This is a genomic window from Carboxylicivirga marina (genome assembly GCF_016612505.1).
GTDB classification, from domain to species: Bacteria; Bacteroidota; Bacteroidia; order Bacteroidales; family Marinilabiliaceae; genus Carboxylicivirga; species Carboxylicivirga marina.
Map to the genome: position 1 here is coordinate 209,207 of NZ_JAENRR010000001.1, position 21,088 is coordinate 230,294.

15 protein-coding genes are annotated in these 21,088 nt (G+C 37.9%); 3 read left to right on the forward strand and 12 right to left on the reverse strand.

Annotated elements, in window-relative coordinates; all coding sequences use genetic code 11:
• Window positions 1-27: 27 nt before the first annotated feature.
• Complete coding sequence (locus JIV24_RS00805; RefSeq protein WP_200463087.1) at window positions 28-717, reverse strand: hypothetical protein; 690 nt, start codon at window positions 715-717, stop codon at window positions 28-30.
• A gap of 121 nt (window positions 718-838) precedes the next feature.
• On the reverse strand, window positions 839-2,311 hold the full coding sequence (gene proS, locus JIV24_RS00810; RefSeq protein WP_200463088.1) for a proline--tRNA ligase: 1,473 nt from the start codon (window positions 2,309-2,311) through the stop codon (window positions 839-841).
• Window positions 2,312-2,551: 240 nt separating this feature from the next.
• On the opposite strand from proS, the gene JIV24_RS00815 reads away from it, so the two are divergent.
• Both JIV24_RS00815 and JIV24_RS00820 read left to right on the forward strand, forming a co-directional pair.
• Complete coding sequence (locus JIV24_RS00815) at window positions 2,552-4,069, forward strand: hypothetical protein (protein ID WP_200463089.1); 1,518 nt, start codon at window positions 2,552-2,554, stop codon at window positions 4,067-4,069.
• 36 nt (window positions 4,070-4,105) lie between these two features.
• Window positions 4,106-5,722 carry an OmpP1/FadL family transporter gene (locus JIV24_RS00820; protein WP_200463090.1) on the forward strand — a complete coding sequence of 539 codons (1,617 nt, stop codon included), beginning with the start codon at window positions 4,106-4,108 and terminating at the stop codon, window positions 5,720-5,722.
• Between the two features lie 80 nt (window positions 5,723-5,802).
• Here JIV24_RS00820 and JIV24_RS00825 read toward each other — a convergent pair whose 3' ends face one another.
• The 8 genes from JIV24_RS00825 to JIV24_RS00860 form a co-directional block, all read right to left on the reverse strand.
• On the reverse strand, window positions 5,803-7,080 hold the full coding sequence (locus JIV24_RS00825; RefSeq protein ID WP_234445652.1) for a sulfate adenylyltransferase subunit 1: 1,278 nt from the start codon (window positions 7,078-7,080) through the stop codon (window positions 5,803-5,805).
• A 29-nt stretch (window positions 7,081-7,109) separates the two neighbouring features.
• Entirely contained in the window at window positions 7,110-8,015 is a 906-nt protein-coding gene (cysD, locus tag JIV24_RS00830; protein ID WP_234445653.1) for a sulfate adenylyltransferase subunit CysD, read from the reverse strand.
• 176 nt (window positions 8,016-8,191) lie between these two features.
• A complete protein-coding gene (locus tag JIV24_RS00835) occupies window positions 8,192-9,037 on the reverse strand; it encodes an enoyl-ACP reductase FabI (RefSeq protein WP_200463091.1) in 846 nt (281 codons plus the stop codon).
• 130 nt (window positions 9,038-9,167) lie between these two features.
• On the reverse strand, window positions 9,168-10,823 hold the full coding sequence (recN, locus tag JIV24_RS00840; protein WP_200463092.1) for a DNA repair protein RecN: 1,656 nt from the start codon (window positions 10,821-10,823) through the stop codon (window positions 9,168-9,170).
• 1 nt (window position 10,824) lies between these two features.
• Window positions 10,825-11,721, reverse strand: a complete 897-nt coding sequence (gene porD / locus JIV24_RS00845) for a type IX secretion system protein PorD (RefSeq protein WP_200463093.1) — start codon at window positions 11,719-11,721, stop codon at window positions 10,825-10,827.
• A gap of 12 nt (window positions 11,722-11,733) precedes the next feature.
• Window positions 11,734-12,945: a bifunctional phosphopantothenoylcysteine decarboxylase/phosphopantothenate--cysteine ligase CoaBC gene (gene coaBC / locus JIV24_RS00850; RefSeq protein ID WP_200463094.1), complete on the reverse strand. Its 1,212-nt coding sequence runs from the start codon at window positions 12,943-12,945 to the stop codon at window positions 11,734-11,736.
• A gap of 107 nt (window positions 12,946-13,052) precedes the next feature.
• On the reverse strand, window positions 13,053-13,391 hold the full coding sequence (locus JIV24_RS00855) for a DNA-directed RNA polymerase subunit omega (RefSeq protein WP_234445654.1): 339 nt from the start codon (window positions 13,389-13,391) through the stop codon (window positions 13,053-13,055).
• 10 nt (window positions 13,392-13,401) lie between these two features.
• Entirely contained in the window at window positions 13,402-14,232 is an 831-nt protein-coding gene (locus JIV24_RS00860; RefSeq protein ID WP_200463095.1) for an outer membrane protein assembly factor BamD, read from the reverse strand.
• 353 nt (window positions 14,233-14,585) lie between these two features.
• Between JIV24_RS00860 and JIV24_RS00865 the strand changes: the two genes are divergently transcribed.
• Window positions 14,586-15,839: an aminotransferase class I/II-fold pyridoxal phosphate-dependent enzyme gene (locus JIV24_RS00865; protein WP_200463096.1), complete on the forward strand. Its 1,254-nt coding sequence runs from the start codon at window positions 14,586-14,588 to the stop codon at window positions 15,837-15,839.
• Window positions 15,840-16,722: 883 nt separating this feature from the next.
• Here the strand turns inward: JIV24_RS00865 and JIV24_RS00870 are convergent.
• Both JIV24_RS00870 and ccsA read right to left on the reverse strand, forming a co-directional pair.
• On the reverse strand, window positions 16,723-18,219 hold the full coding sequence (locus tag JIV24_RS00870; RefSeq protein WP_200463097.1) for a cytochrome c3 family protein: 1,497 nt from the start codon (window positions 18,217-18,219) through the stop codon (window positions 16,723-16,725).
• A gap of 33 nt (window positions 18,220-18,252) precedes the next feature.
• Window positions 18,253-21,087 (reverse strand): cytochrome c biogenesis protein, encoded by a 2,835-nt coding sequence (ccsA, locus tag JIV24_RS00875; RefSeq protein ID WP_200463098.1) that lies wholly within the window; start codon window positions 21,085-21,087, stop codon window positions 18,253-18,255.
• Between the last annotated feature and the right edge of the window lies 1 nt (window position 21,088).

Genomic DNA, 21,088 nt, shown 5'->3' on the forward strand with positions numbered 1-21,088 from the left:
ATAAATTTGACGTCCTGGCTACAATTTTTATTGTTTCACATCATCGGCATTATAAACAAAACCTAAGCGCTTGCCTGTTTGCATTTTAGAACTCATTATTTCACCATTCATTTGCATCATAGAGATAATTTTTACGTCATCATATGGCGGTACCAGTAAATCAAACTCTAATGAGTATACAATGCCAATCTCGATTATTTTTTGCCAGTTAGTCGCATTAATTACTGATGTTCCAAAATGATTAATTCCCGTTCCCTTTTGCCTTTTTCCCTCTACAAAATAATGACCTTCTTTGTTTATAAATATGCGGGCAATCAAATAGCCGGCATCATTCTCGCGATTATATCGAAACGAATCGTGCAAAAAGTTGTAAATATTAACAACACCACAATACGAGTTGTTCTCATCTTGTTTCACATAGTCACTTTTCCACACTTCATGATCACGATCGAATTCAAAAGTATTGGTGTGCATATGAAAAACCAACATATCTCCAGCCACTTTTAATTGTGCTACAAACTCTCCTTTATCTTCAAATGCTAATTGAATACGTTTATCTTGGCCACCCAACTCTTGATTATATTCGTTTTGAACACTAACAAGCACTTCTTTTAATAAATCAAAATTCTTTTTGGTTGATTCAAAAACATCTTGTTTTACTAAAGCCTTGGATTGTAATATGCCAACAATGGCCTTTTTAACATCATCACTAGTCATAAGAAATGCTTTAAATTTAATTTATAAACAATACTTCGTAGCTAATTTAGTTTTTTTCGCACAAAAAAAGGGAAACCTTTATCATGGTCTCCCTTTTCTGTAATAAATATCATGTATTTGCTTAATATGCTCTCGCAAACATAACGCGCTTTTTCGATGGCTGACCTGAATAGATACAAACACCATCTTCATCAGGCTGGTCCAAAGGAATACAACGAATTGTAGCCTTCGTTTCATCCTTAATCTTCTGCTCAGTCTCAGGCGTTCCATCCCAGTGAGCCATAATAAAGCCACCTTTATCTAATTGAGCTTTAAACTCCTCATAAGTATCAACCGAAACTGTACTTTCAGCCCTAAAATCCAAGGCTTTATTAAATATATTCTCCTGAATATCTTCCAATAACTTAACGATATGCTCATCAACACCATCAAAGGCAACAACCTCTTTACTCAATGTATCGCGACGAGCAACTTCAACCGTTCCATTTTCTAAATCACGAGGACCCAATCCTAATCGAACAGGCACGCCTTTTAGTTCGTATTCAGCAAACTTCCAACCTGGCTTTTTATTGTCGTTATCATCAAACTTAACATCGATGCCTTTATCGCGTAATTTAGATATTAATCCACTGGCCGCTTCCTTAATCTTAGCTAATTCTTCAGGCTTACGAAAAATTGGTACAATCACGACCTGAATAGGCGCCAATTTTGGAGGTAATACTAAACCATGATCATCGGAGTGAGCCATAATTAGTGCCCCCATCAAACGGGTTGAAACACCCCATGATGTTGCCCAAACGTAATCTTCTTTACCTTCTTTGTTAGCAAACTTCACATCAAAAGCTTTGGCGAAGTTCTGTCCCAAAAAGTGTGAAGTTCCAGACTGTAAAGCCTTTCCATCCTGCATTAATGCCTCAATGGTGTATGTTTCCAATGCTCCGGCAAAACGCTCATTGGCTGACTTTATACCTTTTACAACAGGCACAGCCATAAATTTCTCGGCAAAGTCACCATAAACATTAATCATTGTTTCAGTTTCTTCAATCGCCTCTTGTTTTGTAGAATGAGCAGTGTGACCTTCCTGCCATAAGAATTCAGCCGTTCGCAAGAATAAACGCGTACGCATTTCCCAACGCACTACATTGGCCCATTGGTTACATTTAATTGGCAGATCACGATACGATTGAATCCAGTTTTTATAGGTATGCCAAATGATTGTTTCAGAAGTTGGTCGAACAATCAATTCTTCTTCTAACTTAGCTTCCGGATCAACAACAACTCCATCACCATCAGGGTCATTCATCAAACGATAATGAGTTACCACGGCACATTCTTTAGCAAAACCTTCAACATGATCGGCTTCTTTACTAAAGAATGACTTGGGAATAAAAATCGGGAAATATGCATTTTCATGACCAGTATCTTTGAACATACGATCCAAAACACTCTGCATTTTTTCCCATATGGCATACCCATAAGGTTTAATTACCATACATCCACGTACTGCTGAATTTTCAGCTAAATCTGCTTTGAGTACAAGATCATTGTACCATTGTGAATAACTTTCACTCCTAGGCGTTAAAACTTTTGCCATTTTCTATTTCTTAATTTGTATCCGTTTCTTTACAAGAGGCACAAAAATAAGAAAATTTAAGCCAATTCATTAGGTCGTAAGTGTCGATTTTTTAATATTGCACCCTTCGCCACCAACAGAAACAGGCAATTGCTCAATATTAACATTTATTTGAACTTTTTTTACACTTTTTAATATTACGGCACGTTTTTTGCTTATTTCTGTATTGAATTTAAACCATGTAATACCGGAGGATTAGTGATGAAAACTTATACAATATTCGGCTTATTTATTCTTCTACTTATAAGTGGATGTAGCTCTTCTCAATGGGTTGATAGTAGTTATTATGATGATGACTTATACTACAAACCCAAAAGTAATCCGGTAAGCATTGACGATTCATATTCCCCTATTGCCCAAGACAAAGAAATTCGAAAGGAAGATAAGCAAGAGGTAAACCAGCTAAAAAACGAATACAACAAATCGGATTTAGCCGTTGAAGACAACCGCAATTTCTCTCAAATACAAACCGATTACATGGCTCTAATAGCAAATGACTCCATTGAGCAAATGGATACTTTGGTTTATTACAATGAAGAAACTGGCTATTGGGTTGATGGTTTTAATGGCTCAGGTTTTGACCAGGATTACGCTGAACGACTTATTAAATTCCATGGCCCTTTTAACGGCATCCCATACTGGTCTCCACTATATAACGACATTGTATATTTTAATAATTGGGACTGGAATGTATATGTTGATGGAAATTACGCATACGCCTTTCCAACATGGAGCAACCCTTGGTATAATGATTACATGTATGGCTATGGATACAACAACACCTGGAATTGGAATGTCTCAATGAGTTGGGGATGGGGCTATCCAAATTATGGATATGGATATTGCAATCCTTGGTATTCACCATGGTACGACCCTTGGTGTGGCCCGTATTACGGACATCATCACCACTACTACCCTGGTTATGGTGGAGGCTACTACCCACCTTACTACCCCGGTGGCGGAACAGGAGGAATTGCAACTACCAGAGAATACAAACCTCGCGGTGGGCAAGCTACTTCGGTTAGACCAGGTGGAAGCAGAACCGTTAGCTCAGGGAGAACCGATGGTGGACGAACAAGCAGCAGCAATAGTAATTACATTAACACCTCGAATACAAGAGAATCATACACTGTTGGAAACACTCGCGTATCATACACTAACAACGCTAACAAAACTGTAACTAATACTAATACCGGGAGAACATACACTTATAGCAACAGACAAAATACCAGTACAAAAAGCAATGTGAACGGTCAGTCTGGTTCAACAAGCAATTCATCGCAAAAAGTTGGAACTAGCAGAAGAGGCTATACACCAAGTTACTCAAACACAAAAAATAACTCAAGCCGAAGCAACTACAATAGAAACTCAAGCTATACACGACCATCATCATCCAGGACCTCTGGCACATCAACAAGAAGCACAACTAGCAGAAGTTCCAGTCGTAGTTATTCGGGTAGTTCAAACCGAAGCAGCAATAGTTCAGCTACTCGCTCTTCAGGAAGCAGCAACAGGAGCTCATACACCCCAAGTCGTTCATCGGGTAGTTCTACTAGAAGCTCGTACACACCTAGTCGCTCTTCAAGTAGTAATTCCGGAAGCAGATCAAGCGGAAGTAGCGTGAGCAGCTCAAGAAGTTCTGGCAGTTCAAGTAGCTCAGGCAGCTCCGGTTCATCACGAAGCAGCGGAGGAAGCCGAAGCGGAGGCGGCCGAAGATAATAACCATTCCTTATTAACCTAAAAAAATTAATCATTATGAAAAGGGCACTATATACAATAATGATAGGCTGCTGCATGGCAAGCAGTCTTAGTTCTCAAAATTTGGACGATGTAGTTCGTTTCAATAAAAGAGAACTAACAGGCACATCACGCTCACTTGCCATGGCCAATGCTTTTGGAGCATTAGGTGGCGATTTAAGTTCCTTAAGTATTAATCCTGCAGGCATTGCCGTGTATCGCAGCTCTGAATTTGCGTTTACACCTTCCATCTCGCTCAATCAATCAAAGGCAACATATAATAACTTTGTAAGTAAAGATGACAAATACTCTTTTCCCTTTAACCAGGCAGGTGGTGTTACCACCAATCGACCATTAAGAGAGAAAGATAAGGGACTAATTAGCACACACTTTGGCTTCACTTACAACAGAACAGCCGACTTCAATGAAAACACATCTATGCTCATAGGCAGAGGTGTTACTGATGGCGATTACAACATAGATGGGCAAATCAGTGATGCTCGCACACTTCTAAGCGTTATTCGAAACGAAGCCCATGGATATTACGACAATAACGGCAACTTCATCCCAATCAATGCCACCCCAGAAAACTTACGAGGAAGAGCCAGGTGGGCATATGACACCTACATGCTTGATCCTTTATTTGAAGACGGCACACATTACTTTAGTCAGTACGAAGACGTGATTGATTATGATGATGGCACCAGCACTGTATACAATAGAAATGTAAATGGCATCGACCAATACAACATCATTGAACGCGACGGTTATTCAGGTGAATACGGCTTTACATTTGGCGCTAACATCAGCCATGTGCTACTTCTTGGTACATCAGTTAACATTCAATCATTCCGTTATGAGCAAACCGAAAGCTTTAGAGAAGTAAATGTGAACAGCTTCGATCCCTCCGGCCCTAAGGACATGGATTATTTCGATGCGTATAACAAACTAAATCAAAAAGGATTAGGTATAAATGCCAAGTTTGGTATGATTCTTAATTTGCACCCTATTCGCCTTGGAGCCTCTTTCCACACTCCAACATTTATGGAAGTAGACGAAGAGTATTATTCTGGCATTGACTCATACCTGGTTGACTTTAAAAACTACAATTCGTCATCTAACGTAAGTGAATTCACTTATAGCTACCGCACTCCTTATCGTGCTCAAGGTAGCGCCGCCATCGTTCTTGGCAAATTTGCCCTCTTATCATTTGATTATGAAATGAAAGACCATACATCGTCAAAATTCACATCAAAAGATGGTTATGCCACGCTTTTCAATCAAATAAATGAGGACATCAACAATCAAATGAAAATAACGCATGATTTCAAAGCAGGAATTGAAATAAGACCAGTACCATATTTTGCACTCCGAGCAGGGGCTGCTTACTTTGACTCGCCTATTAAAGACGAATTTGTTGATTTAGAGTTGACAAAATGGATGGGCACAACAGGCATAGGTATTCGCAGTAAGAACTTCTTTTTTGACGTAGCCTACGCCTATAAATTCAATGAAGACAATTATTACTTAAACACGAGTGAAGGTGCAATGCTTGAGGGCTTATCATTTAATGAACCAATAGCTCTTGAGTACAGAAACCATCAGGCAAGTTTTACCTTTGGTTGGAAGTTTTAACCTTCTCCAACCTATTCTTAACCATAACAAAAGCCGCTTCTCTTTCGAAAAGCGGCTTTTACTTTTATATCCTAATATTATTAAATAATCATACCTGCAGCAACCGTTTCATTTGTTGCTTCATCAACCAAAATAATACTACCTGTAATTCGGTTACGATTGTATGAATCAAAAAACAATGGTTTAGTTGAACGAATCTTAATGCGAGCTATATCGTTCATGTTTACATCATTGTTTTCTTCATCTTTCTCTAGGGTATTGATATTCATTTTATATTGAACCTCAGTAACCATACAGCGCGCCTCTGATGACGTATGACGAATCACGTATTTTCCTCTCGGGATTAATTTACGCTCGTTAAACCAACAAACCATCGCTTCAATATCCTGACTATTCTTAGGCTCTGTTCCGTTGTTTTTCTTCACCAACATATCACCACGACTAATATCGATTTCATCTTCCAATGTAATAGATACCGACTGAGGTGCAAAACCAACTTGCAATGATTCTTCCATCATATCAATGGTTTTAACTTTAGAAGTAAAACCACTTGGTAATACGCTCACTTCATCACCTACCTGTATAGCACCACTTGCGATGCGTCCACCATAACCTCTGTAATCAGGCCACTCGCTTGATTGAGGTCGAATTACATTTTGTACTGGAAAACGGAAATCATCATGATTAATATCGCTACTAATATGAATATTCTCTAATAAGTACATTAAGGTAGGGCCATCGTACCATGCCATTGGCTCTGAACGATCAACCACGTTATCTCCTTTTAAGGCACTAATTGGTACAAAACGGATATCTCTAACTGATAACTTAGACGATACAGCATCGATATCAGCTTTAATTTGCTCAAAACGCTCCTGGCTATAGTCTACCAAGTCCATTTTATTAATACAAAAAATAACGTGAGGTATTTGCAACAACGACGCGATATAAGCATGACGCAATGTTTGCTCTAATACACCATGACGTGCATCAACCAAAATCAAGGCTACATTAGCAGTACTGGCACCAGTAACCATATTACGGGTATACTGAATGTGCCCTGGGGTATCGGCAATAATGAATTTACGTTTTGGTGTAGCAAAGTAACGATAAGCAACATCAATGGTAATCCCCTGCTCGCGCTCTGATCGTAAACCATCGGTAAGAAGTGCTAAATTAACCTCTTCGTGCCCCGATCGCTCACTCACACGCTCAATAGCCTCCATCTGATCTTCAAAGATGGCCTTGCTATCATACAACAAACGACCAATCAATGTACTTTTACCATCATCTACACTTCCTGCTGTGGTGAAGCGTAAAAGCTCCATATCTAAATATCCTGATTCTTTTCCGGACATATTATTGATTTTTCTGATTTGACAAAAGTTTAAAAATAGCCTTCGCGTTTACGATCTTCCATGGCTGACTCAGATCTTTTATCATCTGCTCTTCCGCCACGCTCGGTTGTACGTGTTGCTGCTACTTCGTGTATAATATCTTCTAAGGTATTGGCTTTTGAAAGTGTTAAGCCCGTACATGTCACATCACCAATTGTACGACAACGCACATCTAAAGTCTCTAACTTTTCGTTCTCTTTCAATTGCATAAATGGCAGTTTAGCCATCCAAACACCATCGCGATTAAACACCTCACGCTTGTGCGTAAAATACAAGCTTGGTAGTTCAATCTGCTCCATGTAGATGTATTGCCACACATCCATCTCAGTCCAGTTACTGATTGGGAATACACGAAAATGCTCTCCCATATTTTTACGACCATTGAAGATGTTCCAAAGTTCAGGACGCTGATTTTTAGGATCCCACTGTCCAAACTCATCTCTATGTGAGAAAAAACGTTCCTTAGCACGTGCCTTTTCCTCATCACGACGACCGCCACCCATAGCAGCATCGAACTTATTGCCTTCAATAGCATCAAGCAATGTGGTTGTTTGCAATTTATTTCGGCTCGCGGTAACACCTTTTTCTTCTACTACACGCCCCTGATCAATGGAGTCCTGAACCAAAGCTACAATACACTTTGTTCCGGTTTCTTCCATTACGCGGTCACGGTACTCTATTGCTTCAGGAAAATTATGGCCAGTATCGATGTGCATCAAAGGAAATGGCACTTTAGCAGGCCAAAAGGCCTTACGAGCCAAGTGAAACATTACAATTGAGTCTTTCCCCCCGGAGAATAACATCACAGGATTTTCAAATTGAGCTGCTACCTCTCGAATAACATAGATAGACTCAGCTTCCAGTTCCTTAAGGTGATTTATTCGGTATTGATCCATGATAAGTTGATTTGTCCTACAATATAACTTAGCAGACGCATATTATTACTGCCATCTTCTATAAAAACGTCGCCAAATTTAATGATTAATAAAAGACTATGAAAATTTTGAGCGATGTGCTTTTAAGTAAATTAACCCTATAAAAAAAGGGTGCTTTCAGCACCCTTTTCTGTTTTTTAGTATTTTTCATCTAAATCGTCAGTATCAAAGCTCTTATTATACTGATTCATTGCCCTGAGACTCATTCCTACATTAGAGAAACCACCATCATGAAATAAATTCTGCATGGTTACCTTCTTGGTCAAATCCGAGAACATAGTGATACAATAGTCTGCACAATCAGCAGCATCCGCATTTCCAAGTGGTGACATACGTTCAGAAAAATCAAGTAAACCATCAATTCCTTTCACTCCACTACCAGCAGTCGTCACCGTCGGTGACTGAGAAACAGTATTTACACGAACTTTACGCTCACGACCATAGATATATCCAAAGCTTCTGGCAATTGACTCCAACAATGATTTAGCATCTGCCATATCATTATAACCGTAAAATGTACGCTGAGCAGCGATATAACTTAGGCCAAGTACAGACCCCCATTCATTAATGGCATCCATTTTGAAACCAACTTGTAACATTTTATGGAAAGAAATAGCCGAAATATCCAAAGTCTTATTCAGATAGTTATAATCCAAATCATGATAAACCCTCTTTTTTCGAACATTTAATGACATACCAATTGAGTGCAATACGAAATCAACTTTTCCGCCTAACACTTCCATTGACTTTTCAAAAACATTCTCAAGGTCGGCTACATTTGTAGCATCTGCAGGAATAATTTCTGCCTCACACTTTCTACCTAATTCAACAACCTCTCCCATACGGCAGGCCACTGGAGTATTAGACAATGTAAAACGTGCTCCTTCTTCGTAAGCCCTTTCGGCTACTTTCCATGCGATAGACATGTCATTAAGGGCACCAAATATAATCCCTCTTTTTCCTTTTAAAAGATCAAATCCCATATCAATTTATTTTTGAGCGCACAAATATACAGCATATGTTGCACAACACAAGTTTCAATGTTAATATTCTATACCTAACTTATTACAACAAGCAAAAAGTTAAAAGGTTTTGTAAGTTATAAATACCTGATTAGTTATTCAATAGAGCACGTGCATTCTCAAGAGCAGCATTTGATAAAGTTGAACCACTTAACATCTTTGCAACCTCTACAACACGGTCTTCATGGTTTAATTTCCTGATATTTGAAATAGTTTTATCCGCTTCATCTGTCTTAAAAACTTTAAAATGATGATCGCCTTTAACGGTAATTTGAGGTAAATGAGTAATACTTATGACTTGCATGGAACTTCCCATCTCCGCCATAATACTGCCCATTTGATCGGCCACTTCGCCCGAAACACCTGTATCAATTTCATCAAAAATAATTGTTGGTAATCCTTTTGATGATGACAATAATGATTTAATAGATAACATTACCCTTGAAATTTCACCGCCCGATGCTACCTTATTTATCGGCGCAGGTGTTCCTCCCTTGTTACCAGCAAATAAAAACTCAATATCATCCTTACCGCTCATATTAAAATCATCAGTATGGGTATGTTCAATAACAAAATTAGCATGAGGGATACCAAGCATTTGCAATTGCTTTTCGATACTCGACTTGACCAACGAAAATACCCCTTTACGCGATTTAGTGATAGACTTACATGCTTTTTCAAGCTCACCAACCATCTTCTCCAGCTCGTTTTGTTTCGCTTTTAAATCATCATCAAAGAAATTTACTTTATCAATTTGTTGCTGAAGCTCATTCTTTAACTCGATTAACTCACCAATAGATTTGACGCGGTGTTTTTGTTGCAGGTCATAAATCAAATCCAATCGCTCCTGAACTTGCCGGATAGTATCAGGATTATAATCTAGATCTTCGGAACGCGATTCTAAATCATCGGCTAAATCCTTTAAATCAATTCGGGCAGATTCGAGACGCTGAGTCAACTCGTCCCCATCTGGTAAAAAGCCACTTATCTTCTCTAATTTATTAACAGAATCGGCTAATGCATCGATAACCGGTGATGGTTCCTGACTTAAATGATTAACAACTTCAACGAGGTTTCCTTTAATCTCCTCAGCATGCGAAAGCTGCTCGAGCGTTTGTTCCAACTCCCCCTGCTCACTTGCAACCAAATTAGCCTTATCAAGCTGTTCAAACTGAAACTGCATGTAATCCAAATCAGATTTCTGCTTGTCATTATCGGCGATCATAAGCTCGATTTCTTTTTGCAAAGACTTGTAGGCCTTAAACTGCTTACCATAGTCAGCTATCAAGGCTTTATTATCAGCCAGAGTATCAATCACCATCATGTGAAATCCACTATCATCAAGCAAAAGGTTTTGATGCTGAGAATGCACATCAATCAACTGAGCACTAATGCTTTTTAGAAAGCCAAGGTTAACAGGCGTATCATTGACAAAAGCACGTGATTTTCCAGAAGGCAATAGCTCACGTCGTATAATTGTCACTTCTTCATAATCAACATCATTCTCCTCAAAGAAACCGACCAATCCGTAATTTCCAATAAAAAACTCGCCTTCAACAATGCACTTATGCTCCTTGTTGAGTAAAGCATTCACATCGCTTCTCTGCCCAAGAATCAATGACAAGGCACCAAGTAAAACAGATTTACCAGCTCCTGTTTCACCGGTTATAACAGTTAACCCGCTATCGAAACTGACTTCGACTTTGTCAATTAAAGCGTAATTAGTAATTGATAATGACTTAAGCATATTAGTTGGATGATAATATCTTTTCGTATTTTTTATTATTGGCCGGATCAACTTCCATCAACAACTCAACAACACGCCCTTTTTCCATCGAGAATGATTCTTCAAATATCCTCACCAATTCATCAGATTTAGACGTAAAGAATACCTGCGTGAAAAATGAACTTGGTCGTTGGCGATGCACTTTGCGCGTTAACTCTAGAGCTTTAACAATCTCTGCACGTCCCTCTTCAACTTTATCACTCATCCGATCTAAACCTTTACGATGATACTGATACATACACTGACGTAATGGGCGATGATATTCATTGAGTATATTTTCGGTTAGCCAATAGCGATTCCGTTGCCCCTCAAAGGATTTCCAGCCTGCTTCACGCGCACTTTGAGCCCTATTCACAATTCGTTCTGCCTCCTGAAAATAAGGCGTTCCTCCACTATTCTTATACGAATCGTAATCTAAACCTAAAACAATATTGGCATAATAAGCCAACACAGCAACCAAATTAGAATCAAAATTATTGGGATTATAAATCAAGGGCTCAAACTCAACATACTTAAAATGAAAGTCCTGATCCTGATGATTAAATAAAACTGTATAGTAGTTAGAATTATAAACCGGGCGGCGAGCCTGAATCTGAAATGAACCTTTAAATTCATCAATCGATATCACTTCAGAAATATTAATCATGATGTTACAATCAATCCGCTCTTCAGGCGCAAACTTATCATTTGTCCATTTCTGATTATTCATGAATTCCATAATAGCCGTCTGCAAGGTTTCAAACACCTTTTTATTGGTACTTTGAACCTGAGGTGAAACAACCTGAACCGCACATTGGAATTCTTGTGAAAAAACCGCTGTGCTTAGTGCGAATAAAAGGACAATGATTAGATATCTCATAATGGTTTAATGTTATCGATTGGCCAAATAACGTGTTAATTCGTCAATAATATCTATGGCAACATGTACCTTAGATTTTAACGCAAATTCTCTGGTCTTATTATCTTTATCGATAATTGTGATTTTGTTGGTATCCGAATTAAAGCCTGCTCCCTTATCTTTCAAACTATTCAATACGATGAAATCAAGATTCTTTTTAACGAGCTTCTTTTTTGCATTGTCATTTTCATTCTGCGTTTCAAGTGCAAACCCCACTAATACCTGACTATTTGTTTTTACTTTACCAAGTGCCGCAGCAATATCGGTTGTTGCTTTTAGCTCTATTGAAAAAGCCTCGTTATTTCGCTTTAGCTTCTCATCAGCCTTACTAACAGGCGTATAATCGGCTACTGCTGCACACATAATGGCTGCATCCATTTTTGCAAAACAAGCTTCACTCGCAACATACATCTCTTCTGCACTACGAACATCAACCCTTGAAATATTTTGATGCTTTACTTCTAATTGCGTAGGACCACTAACCAAAGTCACATTCGCTCCACGCCTGGCTAGCTCCTCGGCTAACGAATAGCCCATTTTTCCAGATGAATAATTTCCAATAAAACGCACCGGATCAATCATCTCATGCGTTGCTCCAGCTGTAACAAGAACGTTCTTCCCTTGTAAATCCTTCTTTTCTTTGGCTGCAAAGAATGCTTTTAAATGCAGAACAATCTCTTCGGGTTCTGCCATACGCCCCTTACCAATTAAACCACTAGCAAGCTCCCCATCATTTGGTTCTATCAAATGATTTCCATAAGAACGTAAGGTATCCATATTACCTTGCGTTGATGGATGTTGATACATATCCAAATCCATGGTTGGTGCTACAAACACCGGACATCTGGCAGACAAATAAGTTGTAATTAAAAGATTATCGGCAATGCCATTAGCCATTTTACCCATTGTATTGGCTGTTGCCGGTGCTACAATCATCGCATCAGCCCATAGTCCGCTATCAACATGACTATTCCAATCCCCATTTTCTGGATTAAAGAATTCAACCAATATTGGTCGCTTTGACAAAGTAGCCATGGTTAGCGGCGTAATAAACTGCTTAGCTAACTTGGTCATTATCACCTGAACTTCAGCACCTTCCTTAACTAACAAGCGCGTTAACTGAGCACATTTATAGGCAGCAATACCACCAGAAATACCGAGAATAAACTTTTTTCCTTCTAGCATACACCAAAAATAAAAAAAGATAAAAGAGAATATACTATCCTCCTTTACCTTTTATATATCTTAAAATCAAAAACTGAAATTTCTTCAAGCGATAACGCAAGTTGAAATTACTCTCCAGCCTCTTCTTTATCCGGATTGCGGTGGTAAACATTACCTTCAACAAATTCCTGAGTAGCAATACATACCGATTTTGGCAAACGCTCATAAAAACGTGAAATCTCAATCTGCTCACGATTTTCAAAAACCTCTTCTAAATTATCAGTATACGATGCAAACTCCTGTAACTTTTTGTTCAACTCTTCTTTCATCTCAGAGCTAATCTGATTTGCGCGTTTTCCCAAAACTACGAGTGATTCGTAGATGTTACCAGTAGGCTCAGATAATTCGTTCTTATCCCAAGTAATTGTTGATACTGGTGCATTTGTTTTTTTGTAGTCGATTGACATATGATAATTTTTAATTTACTGCAACTTCTGTATTATAATTCTTAAGCATCTTATCCGTATCATCATAAATACGATCAGCTTTTCTTCTGTACTTGCCTTCAGGAAATTCATTAACGAAGGAGTAATACTCATCCATCGTATCCCTTACTCGTTCTTCTTTCTTTTCCTCAACACTATTCACAGCCTGAATGTATTTTGATTCAAGAATAAGAAATGAAAGTTCTTCTCTATACTTAGTATCGGGAAAATCGCGCAGACTGTTTTGAGCAGCGATCACCGCTGATTGATAGTTATTACCCAAATAATCACCAAGATTATAATATAACTTAGCACTAAGGTATGATTTATAAACCAGCTTATCGCGTAACTCATCCATTAAGCGTGTAGATTCTTCAACCCTGGCACTATTGGGATACATATTAATGAACAGCTGAAACTCCTGAATAGCTTCTTCTGTTGTGGTTTGATCCAATCGAGGCTTTGGCGAACGCTTGTAATAACAGTAAGCACTCATATACTGACACTCTTCAGCATAATCACCAGCCGGGAAGTTCTTCACATACTCACGGTAATAATGACCTGCCGTTAAGAAGTCGTGTAATCCATACAAACAATTGGCATATGTATAGTTTACTTCTTCGGCTTTATCAGTACCTCTGTAAATATTCACCAACTGCCCTAGCAAGGTTGCTGAACGCGTATAATCTTCTTTCTCATAATACTGCATTGCCTCCGTATACCACAACTCATAATCCTGACTCTTCAGTAGCTTTTGGTATTTACTACATCCGGTTCCTACGAGCCCTAATATCACAACAATCAGTAAATAATTTAACTTCATATATCTGAAACTAATGAGATTCAATGTATCACAAATGAATAACAGTTCATCCAAACTGTTTTTACAACCGTGCAAAGATAATCTTTAGTATTAAACCTCACAAGCCTATATTTGATATTATCAACAAGCACAATAGATTGCCTCTATTATCAATCACTTTTTTTCAACGAACAATTACCTTGATAATCTACTCACACATAATATGTAACGATCCCCCTCGCCTAAGCTATTCATCTGAACCTATTATAGTTAAAGCCCAATGAAGCAAAGCATATTCTTTTTTAATAAGGTTTCCTTCAAAAAGATGAGTAAAAACATTACATTTGCTGCGAAAAAATTAAAAGCTCAGTATAGTGGATATTTTCGATAGAATTAAAGAACATATGGGTCCATTAGGACAATATGGAAAAGAGGCTCATGGTTATTTCACCTTCCCAAAATTAGAAGGAGAAATCAGCCCAAAAATGAAATTCCGTGGTAAAGAAGTACTTACATGGAGTTTAAATAACTATCTCGGATTAGCTAATCACCCAGAAGTTCGCAAGGCTGATGCTGATGCAGCTGCTGATTATGGAATGGCATACCCAATGGGTGCCCGAATGATGTCTGGACAGACTAGCAAGCACGAAGAATTAGAAGCTAAACTTGCTGAATTTGTAGGAAAAGAAGATGCTTACCTTCTTAACTTTGGTTATCAGGGCATGGTTTCTATCATTGATGCCTTAGCGACAAGAAACGACGTTATCGTTTATGATTCAGAATCGCACGCTTGTATCATGGATGGAATATTCATTCATAAAGCCAAAGGTGGTAAAAGCTTCGTATTCGCACACAACGAAATGGATAAGTGCGAAAAAATGCTTCAGTTTGCCACTAAGCGAGTAAAAGAAACTGGTGGTGGTATTTTATTGATTACCGAAGGTGTATTTGGCATGGCTGGCGACCTTGGTAACTTAAAAGACATTGTTGCTTTAAAAGAAAAATATGATTTTCGCATATTGGTTGACGATGCTCACGGATTTGGCACAATGGGTAAAACTGGTGCCGGAGTTGCTGAACACTTTGATGTAGCTGACAAAATTGATGTTGTATTCAACACATTTGCTAAGTCAATGGCTGGTATTGGCGGATTTGTAGCAAGTAACGAAGAAGTGGTTAACTACTTGCGCTACAACTTACGCTCTCAGATTTTTGCCAAGTCATTACCAATGCCAATGGTATTTGGAGCACTTAAACGTCTTGAAATGTTACGCGACCAACCTGAGCACAAAGCGAATCTTTGGAAGGTTGTAAACGCACTTCAGAAAGGCTTAAAAGAAGCTGGTTTCAACCTAGGTAAAACTGAATCACCAGTTACGCCAGTATTCTTAGAAGGTAATGTAGGTGAAGCAACTGAATTAACAATGGATTTGCGTGAGAACTATAACATTTTCTGTTCAATCGTAATTTATCCTGTGATACCTAAAGATCAGATTATGCTACGCATTATTCCAACGGCGGTACACACATTAGAGGATGTAGATTATACTATTAAAGCATTCCGTGAAGTTCAGGAAAAATTAAAAGCTGGAAAATACAAGAGCGACAAAATCGCTAGTTTTATTTAGTACAGCTAATAGAATATAAAAATAGGGTAAGTTTTAAAAAGCTTACCCTATTTTGTTTTTATATAACTCAACACTAATTGAAATTCTTTGCAATCAAATGCCACCAGAGCAAGCACAGAGATATTGATTACAACAACCGAATCTGCTCCCAATACCTCTGCTGACACTCTCAACCAATACCTATCATCTGATAAAATCCATATTCCCAGCTCTTCCAACTACAAGAGTTTAAAATACCAGAAATACATAATTAGACACAACATTATCGCGGTTAGGCAGGAAAAAGTTGATTTTAGCAAGACATAAAAAATTAGCATACAGCATACTATTTTGTCAGCCATAACCAAATTTAGTATCTATTTGCAGAGTTTTGGCATATATTTTAAATAGTTAACATCCTTCGAATGCCTTTATTAATGGTCTCATCCAAAAATCATTCAACTACTTTATATATAACTCAGGTTTTTCTCCATAGCTACTCTGCGTCAACTCTCTTCCAACCATGCACTAAACTCATATTAAACTCAAAGTTAACTCATACTAAAGTCATATTAAATTCGATTGACAATGAATTTAATATGAGTTAAAATTGGCTTAAATGTATCTTTAATATGTTATTATTTCACATTTGGCAAGTAGCAACTAATAAGCAGTTACATTGACAATGTCATTTTTATTTTGATCAACACCTTAGAAAATATTGAATAAGGTGTAGGTACGTATAACTGAAATTCAGATATTACTACTAAACATTGTAAGCTTAGCTATAAATGTAAGCCCATACCGAAGCCATAAAGGCTGATAATCTTTGTTTCCAGATTATCAGCCTTTATTGTTTTTCACCTCTTTGTAGTTACGGTATTAACCGCTAAAAGAACATGACTTAATACATCCCATTATGACAATCGGAGCAAAGCATTTCTTTCCATGCGCCATCAATATCAACAGGATGCCAGAATTCAAGACCTTTATTGGCTAATGCAACTTGCATTGAATCTCTAGTTCCTTGCGCCATAATAGTGTGGCAAGTATTACAGTCATTACTAATAATATGACCTTCTGCACTTTCATGTGTTCCTCCGTGGCACCTAAAACAACCATTAAATTCCTTGTGTCCAATATTCTCAGGATAAGCATCCCAGCGTACCTTCATCTCCGGAAAGATATTATTCTGATATTCCCTTGTAATAGCAGCAATAGCCTTATCCAAAGCTCCCGGCATGGTATCAAGCACCTCAGCATATGATCCGGTATAATATTCTCTTAGCGATTGCTCAATCGCCATCACGGCTGAGTCTGAGGTTGAGTATTCTTCAACGAGAGCCGACATTCCCATCATTTTTATTTCAGGCAATTCAGCAGAAACATCGCCTGCAGCCATCAAATGATCCATAATATGATAAGGTGATAGATATTTGTGCGCAGGTCTGTTATGACAATCCATACAGTCCATTGTTCTGCGATCTAAATGACTTAAACTATCAGGTGTAAGTTGATCCATCATATTCTCATAAACGATGGTATCACCTGTTTCCAGATTAGTGTACTTTACCCATGGAATGGTCTGTCGATCCGGAGAAGCAACATACTCAATTTTCACATTCGGATTCATGTGCCAATGTGTTCCTTCTTCCAGATTTTTTGAGGCATGGTCACTTCCTACCTTCATACTCATCTGAATATTCCACTCTGTATTTTTTTCATCAGACAAGAAATGCTTTTGATATTTCAGCTGATGAGAGTAAAATTTTTCTGGCCAGTGGCACTCTTCACAGGTCTCTTTTGATGGCCTTAAGTTGTGAATTGGTGTAGCAATTGGCCTTGAGTATTTATCAAATAAGACAGAATAAACCTGACGCATACCTGACATTTTTGATTTTACATACCAGTCAATACCTGAACCAATGTGGCACTCTACACATGCCACCTTAGCATGACCTGAGTTTTGATAGGTTGTATATTCAGGCCCCATTACATCGTGGCACATGGTACCACAGAATTTCTCAGACTCGGTAAAATGATAGGCCTCGTAACTTCCAATTGATGAAAGTAAAATAAGAATTACAGTTCCGGTAATAAAAATAGCTGCTGCGTTACGGTGTTCTTTTTTATTGAAGTCAAACACCATCCATTTACCTTGTAATTCTTCATGTTTCTCCTTGGCTCTTTTATTTGCTCTTCGCATGCCAAGCGGAATCATCAGGAGACCTATAATCATCACTGCTGGTAAGATAATAAAGGTAAACAGCCCCAGGTAGGTACTGCTATCCTGATAAATGGCAGTAATAGCCATTAAAAATAAAATTATAAACAAGCTGACAGCTGCAATTAATGTTCCTGCAAAAGATAGCATGTTGTAATACGACTTGGGTAATTTCATAGATTTTATTTTAAATATAATTAGTTGAAAATATTAATTATTTTTTCTCTCTTTTAAATATGCAGTCAGGATTAGCATTAACATAGCACCTAAAGTACCCCACAACCAAACAGGAAAGATTGGCGGATCATCATTCGCATAAGAATGCAAACCTTTTGTGAAGTAATAATTCACCCCCACAAAGGTCATTATTACAGTGCCAAAAGAAATGATTGTTGCAACATTAAAAGCAAAGCGTGACCTTAAAGCAGGGATATAGCGAAAATGCAATATCGTAGCATATACCAGGACAATTATAAGCGACCAGCTTTGCTTGGCATTCCAGCTCCAATAATTCCCCCACGACTCATTGGCCCAGACACAACCAATAAAAGTACCAATGGCAGTTAAGAACATACCAATAGTCAATAGTTTTTCATTGATTAAAGTAAGCTCTTTAATTACCAAAGAAAATAACTCACTCTTACCTTTAGGTCGTAATAGATATAAGCATATATTAATTAGGCCAATTATAAATCCTAAAGCCAGGAAACCATAACCAATTGTTATAATGGCTACGTGAATAATAAGCCAATAAGACTTAAGAACAGGATTCAAGTTGGTTAATTGCGGGTCATAATAACTAAGTCCTGCTACCATCAAAAGAACAGAAGCCAGGATAGCCGTGGATGCTAATACGATTTTCGAATAGCGAATAACCGACAACCCGGAAATAATGCTTCCCCAGGCTACCAATAACAACACTTCGTAACCATTGCTCCATGGGGCATGACCTCCCAGGTACCACCTGAGTCCCATGCCGACTGTTTGCCATGCAAAAGCAGCAATAAAAAGAGCCGTAAATACTTTTAATAAATACCTGTTTGCTCGACCAGGAGTGGTCCTAAAATTATCAATCAGAGCTAAAACCAATAAAATAATGCCTAGTACACCATAAACAAACTTTAGCCGATCGAAGATTCGCAATTTATTATATAGTACTTCAAAAGCAATCTTCTTTTCTGAGGGCAATAATTCATGTGGAGTTAATTGCCTTTGAATACTCTTTATATACCCTATTAGCTGATCAGGAACTGAATAATCATCAGACTCTCTGGCATATAGTGTGGAAACAAAATAAGCCCGCATCATATTGCTATAATTCAACTCCTGAAGTCTTAAGTCTTCATTTAAAATGGCAAGTTTGCCTGTAAGTGGTTTAAGTGCCAAAGAATCCCGCCAATGGACCCACTTATTATTAACATCTTTCTCTACAGGAAATAATTTTAAAAAATCGCCATTAATAAGCATTTGGAAAATATTAACTTTCTCCGTTATCTTAATAATTTCACGATCAAGCGTACTTTGTTCAGATGGATCTGTTTTAAAGGCTGATTGAGCTACCTGTTCTAATTTATAATGAAAGGACTTATCAAAAAAATCAATAAATGAAGCCTGCTTACCCGAAAGACCAATCATATTGCGAATGGACTTCTCTTTCACCACAAACAACTTCTGATTTCTCCAGTAATTAGGATCCAGGTGCAGATCAAGAAAAAGATGCATGGCATCCATTTCTCCTTTCCCCTCAAAATTAAAATGATCCTTCCCTGTTAGTTTATGAGCTACATCGCTTGCCAATGAATAAACTGAGGTAAACCTGCCTTCATACGTCTGCACCAACAAATGCCCAAACCGTTCTGCATGTTCATTACTAATTGGCTTTTGAATATTATTTTGAGCCAAAGAAAAGTTTGATATCGTGAAGAGTAAGGTCAATACCGTTATCAGGGATTTTCTTTGCCGCCTTACAGCTTGTATTTTTTTGCTTAACTGAGAGAAATGAGAGTTTTTTGATAATAAGATCAGAATGGCTCCTATCGTCATTAATAAATACCCCATGTAGGTGATTCGGGTTCCCCAATAATCATAGTTTAATGAAAGGATCGTTCCTTTTTCGTCATCATCGTATGAGGTTTGAAAAAAACGATAACCATCGTAATCCAGCACTTTATTTTTAGCCAGTATATGTTCCTGCCTGTGATCATGCCGTTCATCTATTAATAACACCCTGCTTTCTGCGGCTGACGGTATTTCTGTACCGGGATATTTACTTAGAACAAAATCTTTTAACAATAAACTAAATGGTAATTCCATTGGCTTTGGTCCATAAGTCATTTCTATGGTAAGATCACCTATATTATATGCCTTAAAAGGTTGTATGTACCTTGTACGATCATAGAAAAGTATTACCTCCTGCTGCTTATCATTATGTGTAAGCTCTACATACAAAGCATCCGGACTATCCGTCCTTGAATTTCTTCTGTAATAATCCATTACTATTTCGGCATCCCCCTTATCTCTAAACAAATCGTAGGCCTCAAAAACGTACCTTTTATAGGTGATTTCAACAGTTCCCTGCGGCGTATTGAACTTCAGGTGGAAATCATTTTGACCTACCTGTGAGAAATATATAGGTTGATCACTTGTATATGCCATCTCATCACCAGGGAAGTTAATTTGAAAATAAGGTTCGGCCGTATAAATAGTATTGGTCGATTCAGCTTCATTGATGTGCATATTAGCTTCGTAACCCTTATACCGTGTAATGCCACCTCCTATAATCAATAAGATAAATGAAATATGAAAGATAAGTACCGGTAATTTTTGTAGCTTAAAAAGTTTATTCTGAAATACATTAACAAGATATAATATTCCAAACAGCAGCATAAACATCTCGAACCACCAGGCATTGTATATTAACAGTTGTGCTGTTGGTGTGTCATAAAGCTCTTCAACAACGGTAGCTGCAGCTATAACAATCACAAACAGAAGCAATAATAACACAGAGAACTTTGTTGAAGAGACTGTTTTTATTAATTGCTTCATA

Coding starts and splice junctions, on each gene's coding strand:
- JIV24_RS00805 (WP_200463087.1), bottom strand. CDS start 717: ATGACTAGTGATGATGTTAAAAAGGCCATTGTTGGCATATTACAATCC.
- JIV24_RS00825 (WP_234445652.1), bottom strand. CDS start 7,080: ATGTCCGGAAAAGAATCAGGATATTTAGATATGGAGCTTTTACGCTTC.
- JIV24_RS00855 (WP_234445654.1), bottom strand. CDS start 13,391: ATGTCAATCGACTACAAAAAAACAAATGCACCAGTATCAACAATTACT.
- proS (WP_200463088.1), bottom strand. CDS start 2,311: ATGGCAAAAGTTTTAACGCCTAGGAGTGAAAGTTATTCACAATGGTAC.
- JIV24_RS00820 (WP_200463090.1), top strand. CDS start 4,106: ATGAAAAGGGCACTATATACAATAATGATAGGCTGCTGCATGGCAAGC.
- cysD (WP_234445653.1), bottom strand. CDS start 8,015: ATGGATCAATACCGAATAAATCACCTTAAGGAACTGGAAGCTGAGTCT.
- ccsA (WP_200463098.1), bottom strand. CDS start 21,087: ATGAAGCAATTAATAAAAACAGTCTCTTCAACAAAGTTCTCTGTGTTA.
- JIV24_RS00860 (WP_200463095.1), bottom strand. CDS start 14,232: ATGAAGTTAAATTATTTACTGATTGTTGTGATATTAGGGCTCGTAGGA.
- JIV24_RS00815 (WP_200463089.1), top strand. CDS start 2,552: ATGAAAACTTATACAATATTCGGCTTATTTATTCTTCTACTTATAAGT.
- recN (WP_200463092.1), bottom strand. CDS start 10,823: ATGCTTAAGTCATTATCAATTACTAATTACGCTTTAATTGACAAAGTC.
- porD (WP_200463093.1), bottom strand. CDS start 11,721: ATGAGATATCTAATCATTGTCCTTTTATTCGCACTAAGCACAGCGGTT.
- JIV24_RS00870 (WP_200463097.1), bottom strand. CDS start 18,219: ATGAAATTACCCAAGTCGTATTACAACATGCTATCTTTTGCAGGAACA.
- JIV24_RS00835 (WP_200463091.1), bottom strand. CDS start 9,037: ATGGGATTTGATCTTTTAAAAGGAAAAAGAGGGATTATATTTGGTGCC.
- coaBC (WP_200463094.1), bottom strand. CDS start 12,945: ATGCTAGAAGGAAAAAAGTTTATTCTCGGTATTTCTGGTGGTATTGCT.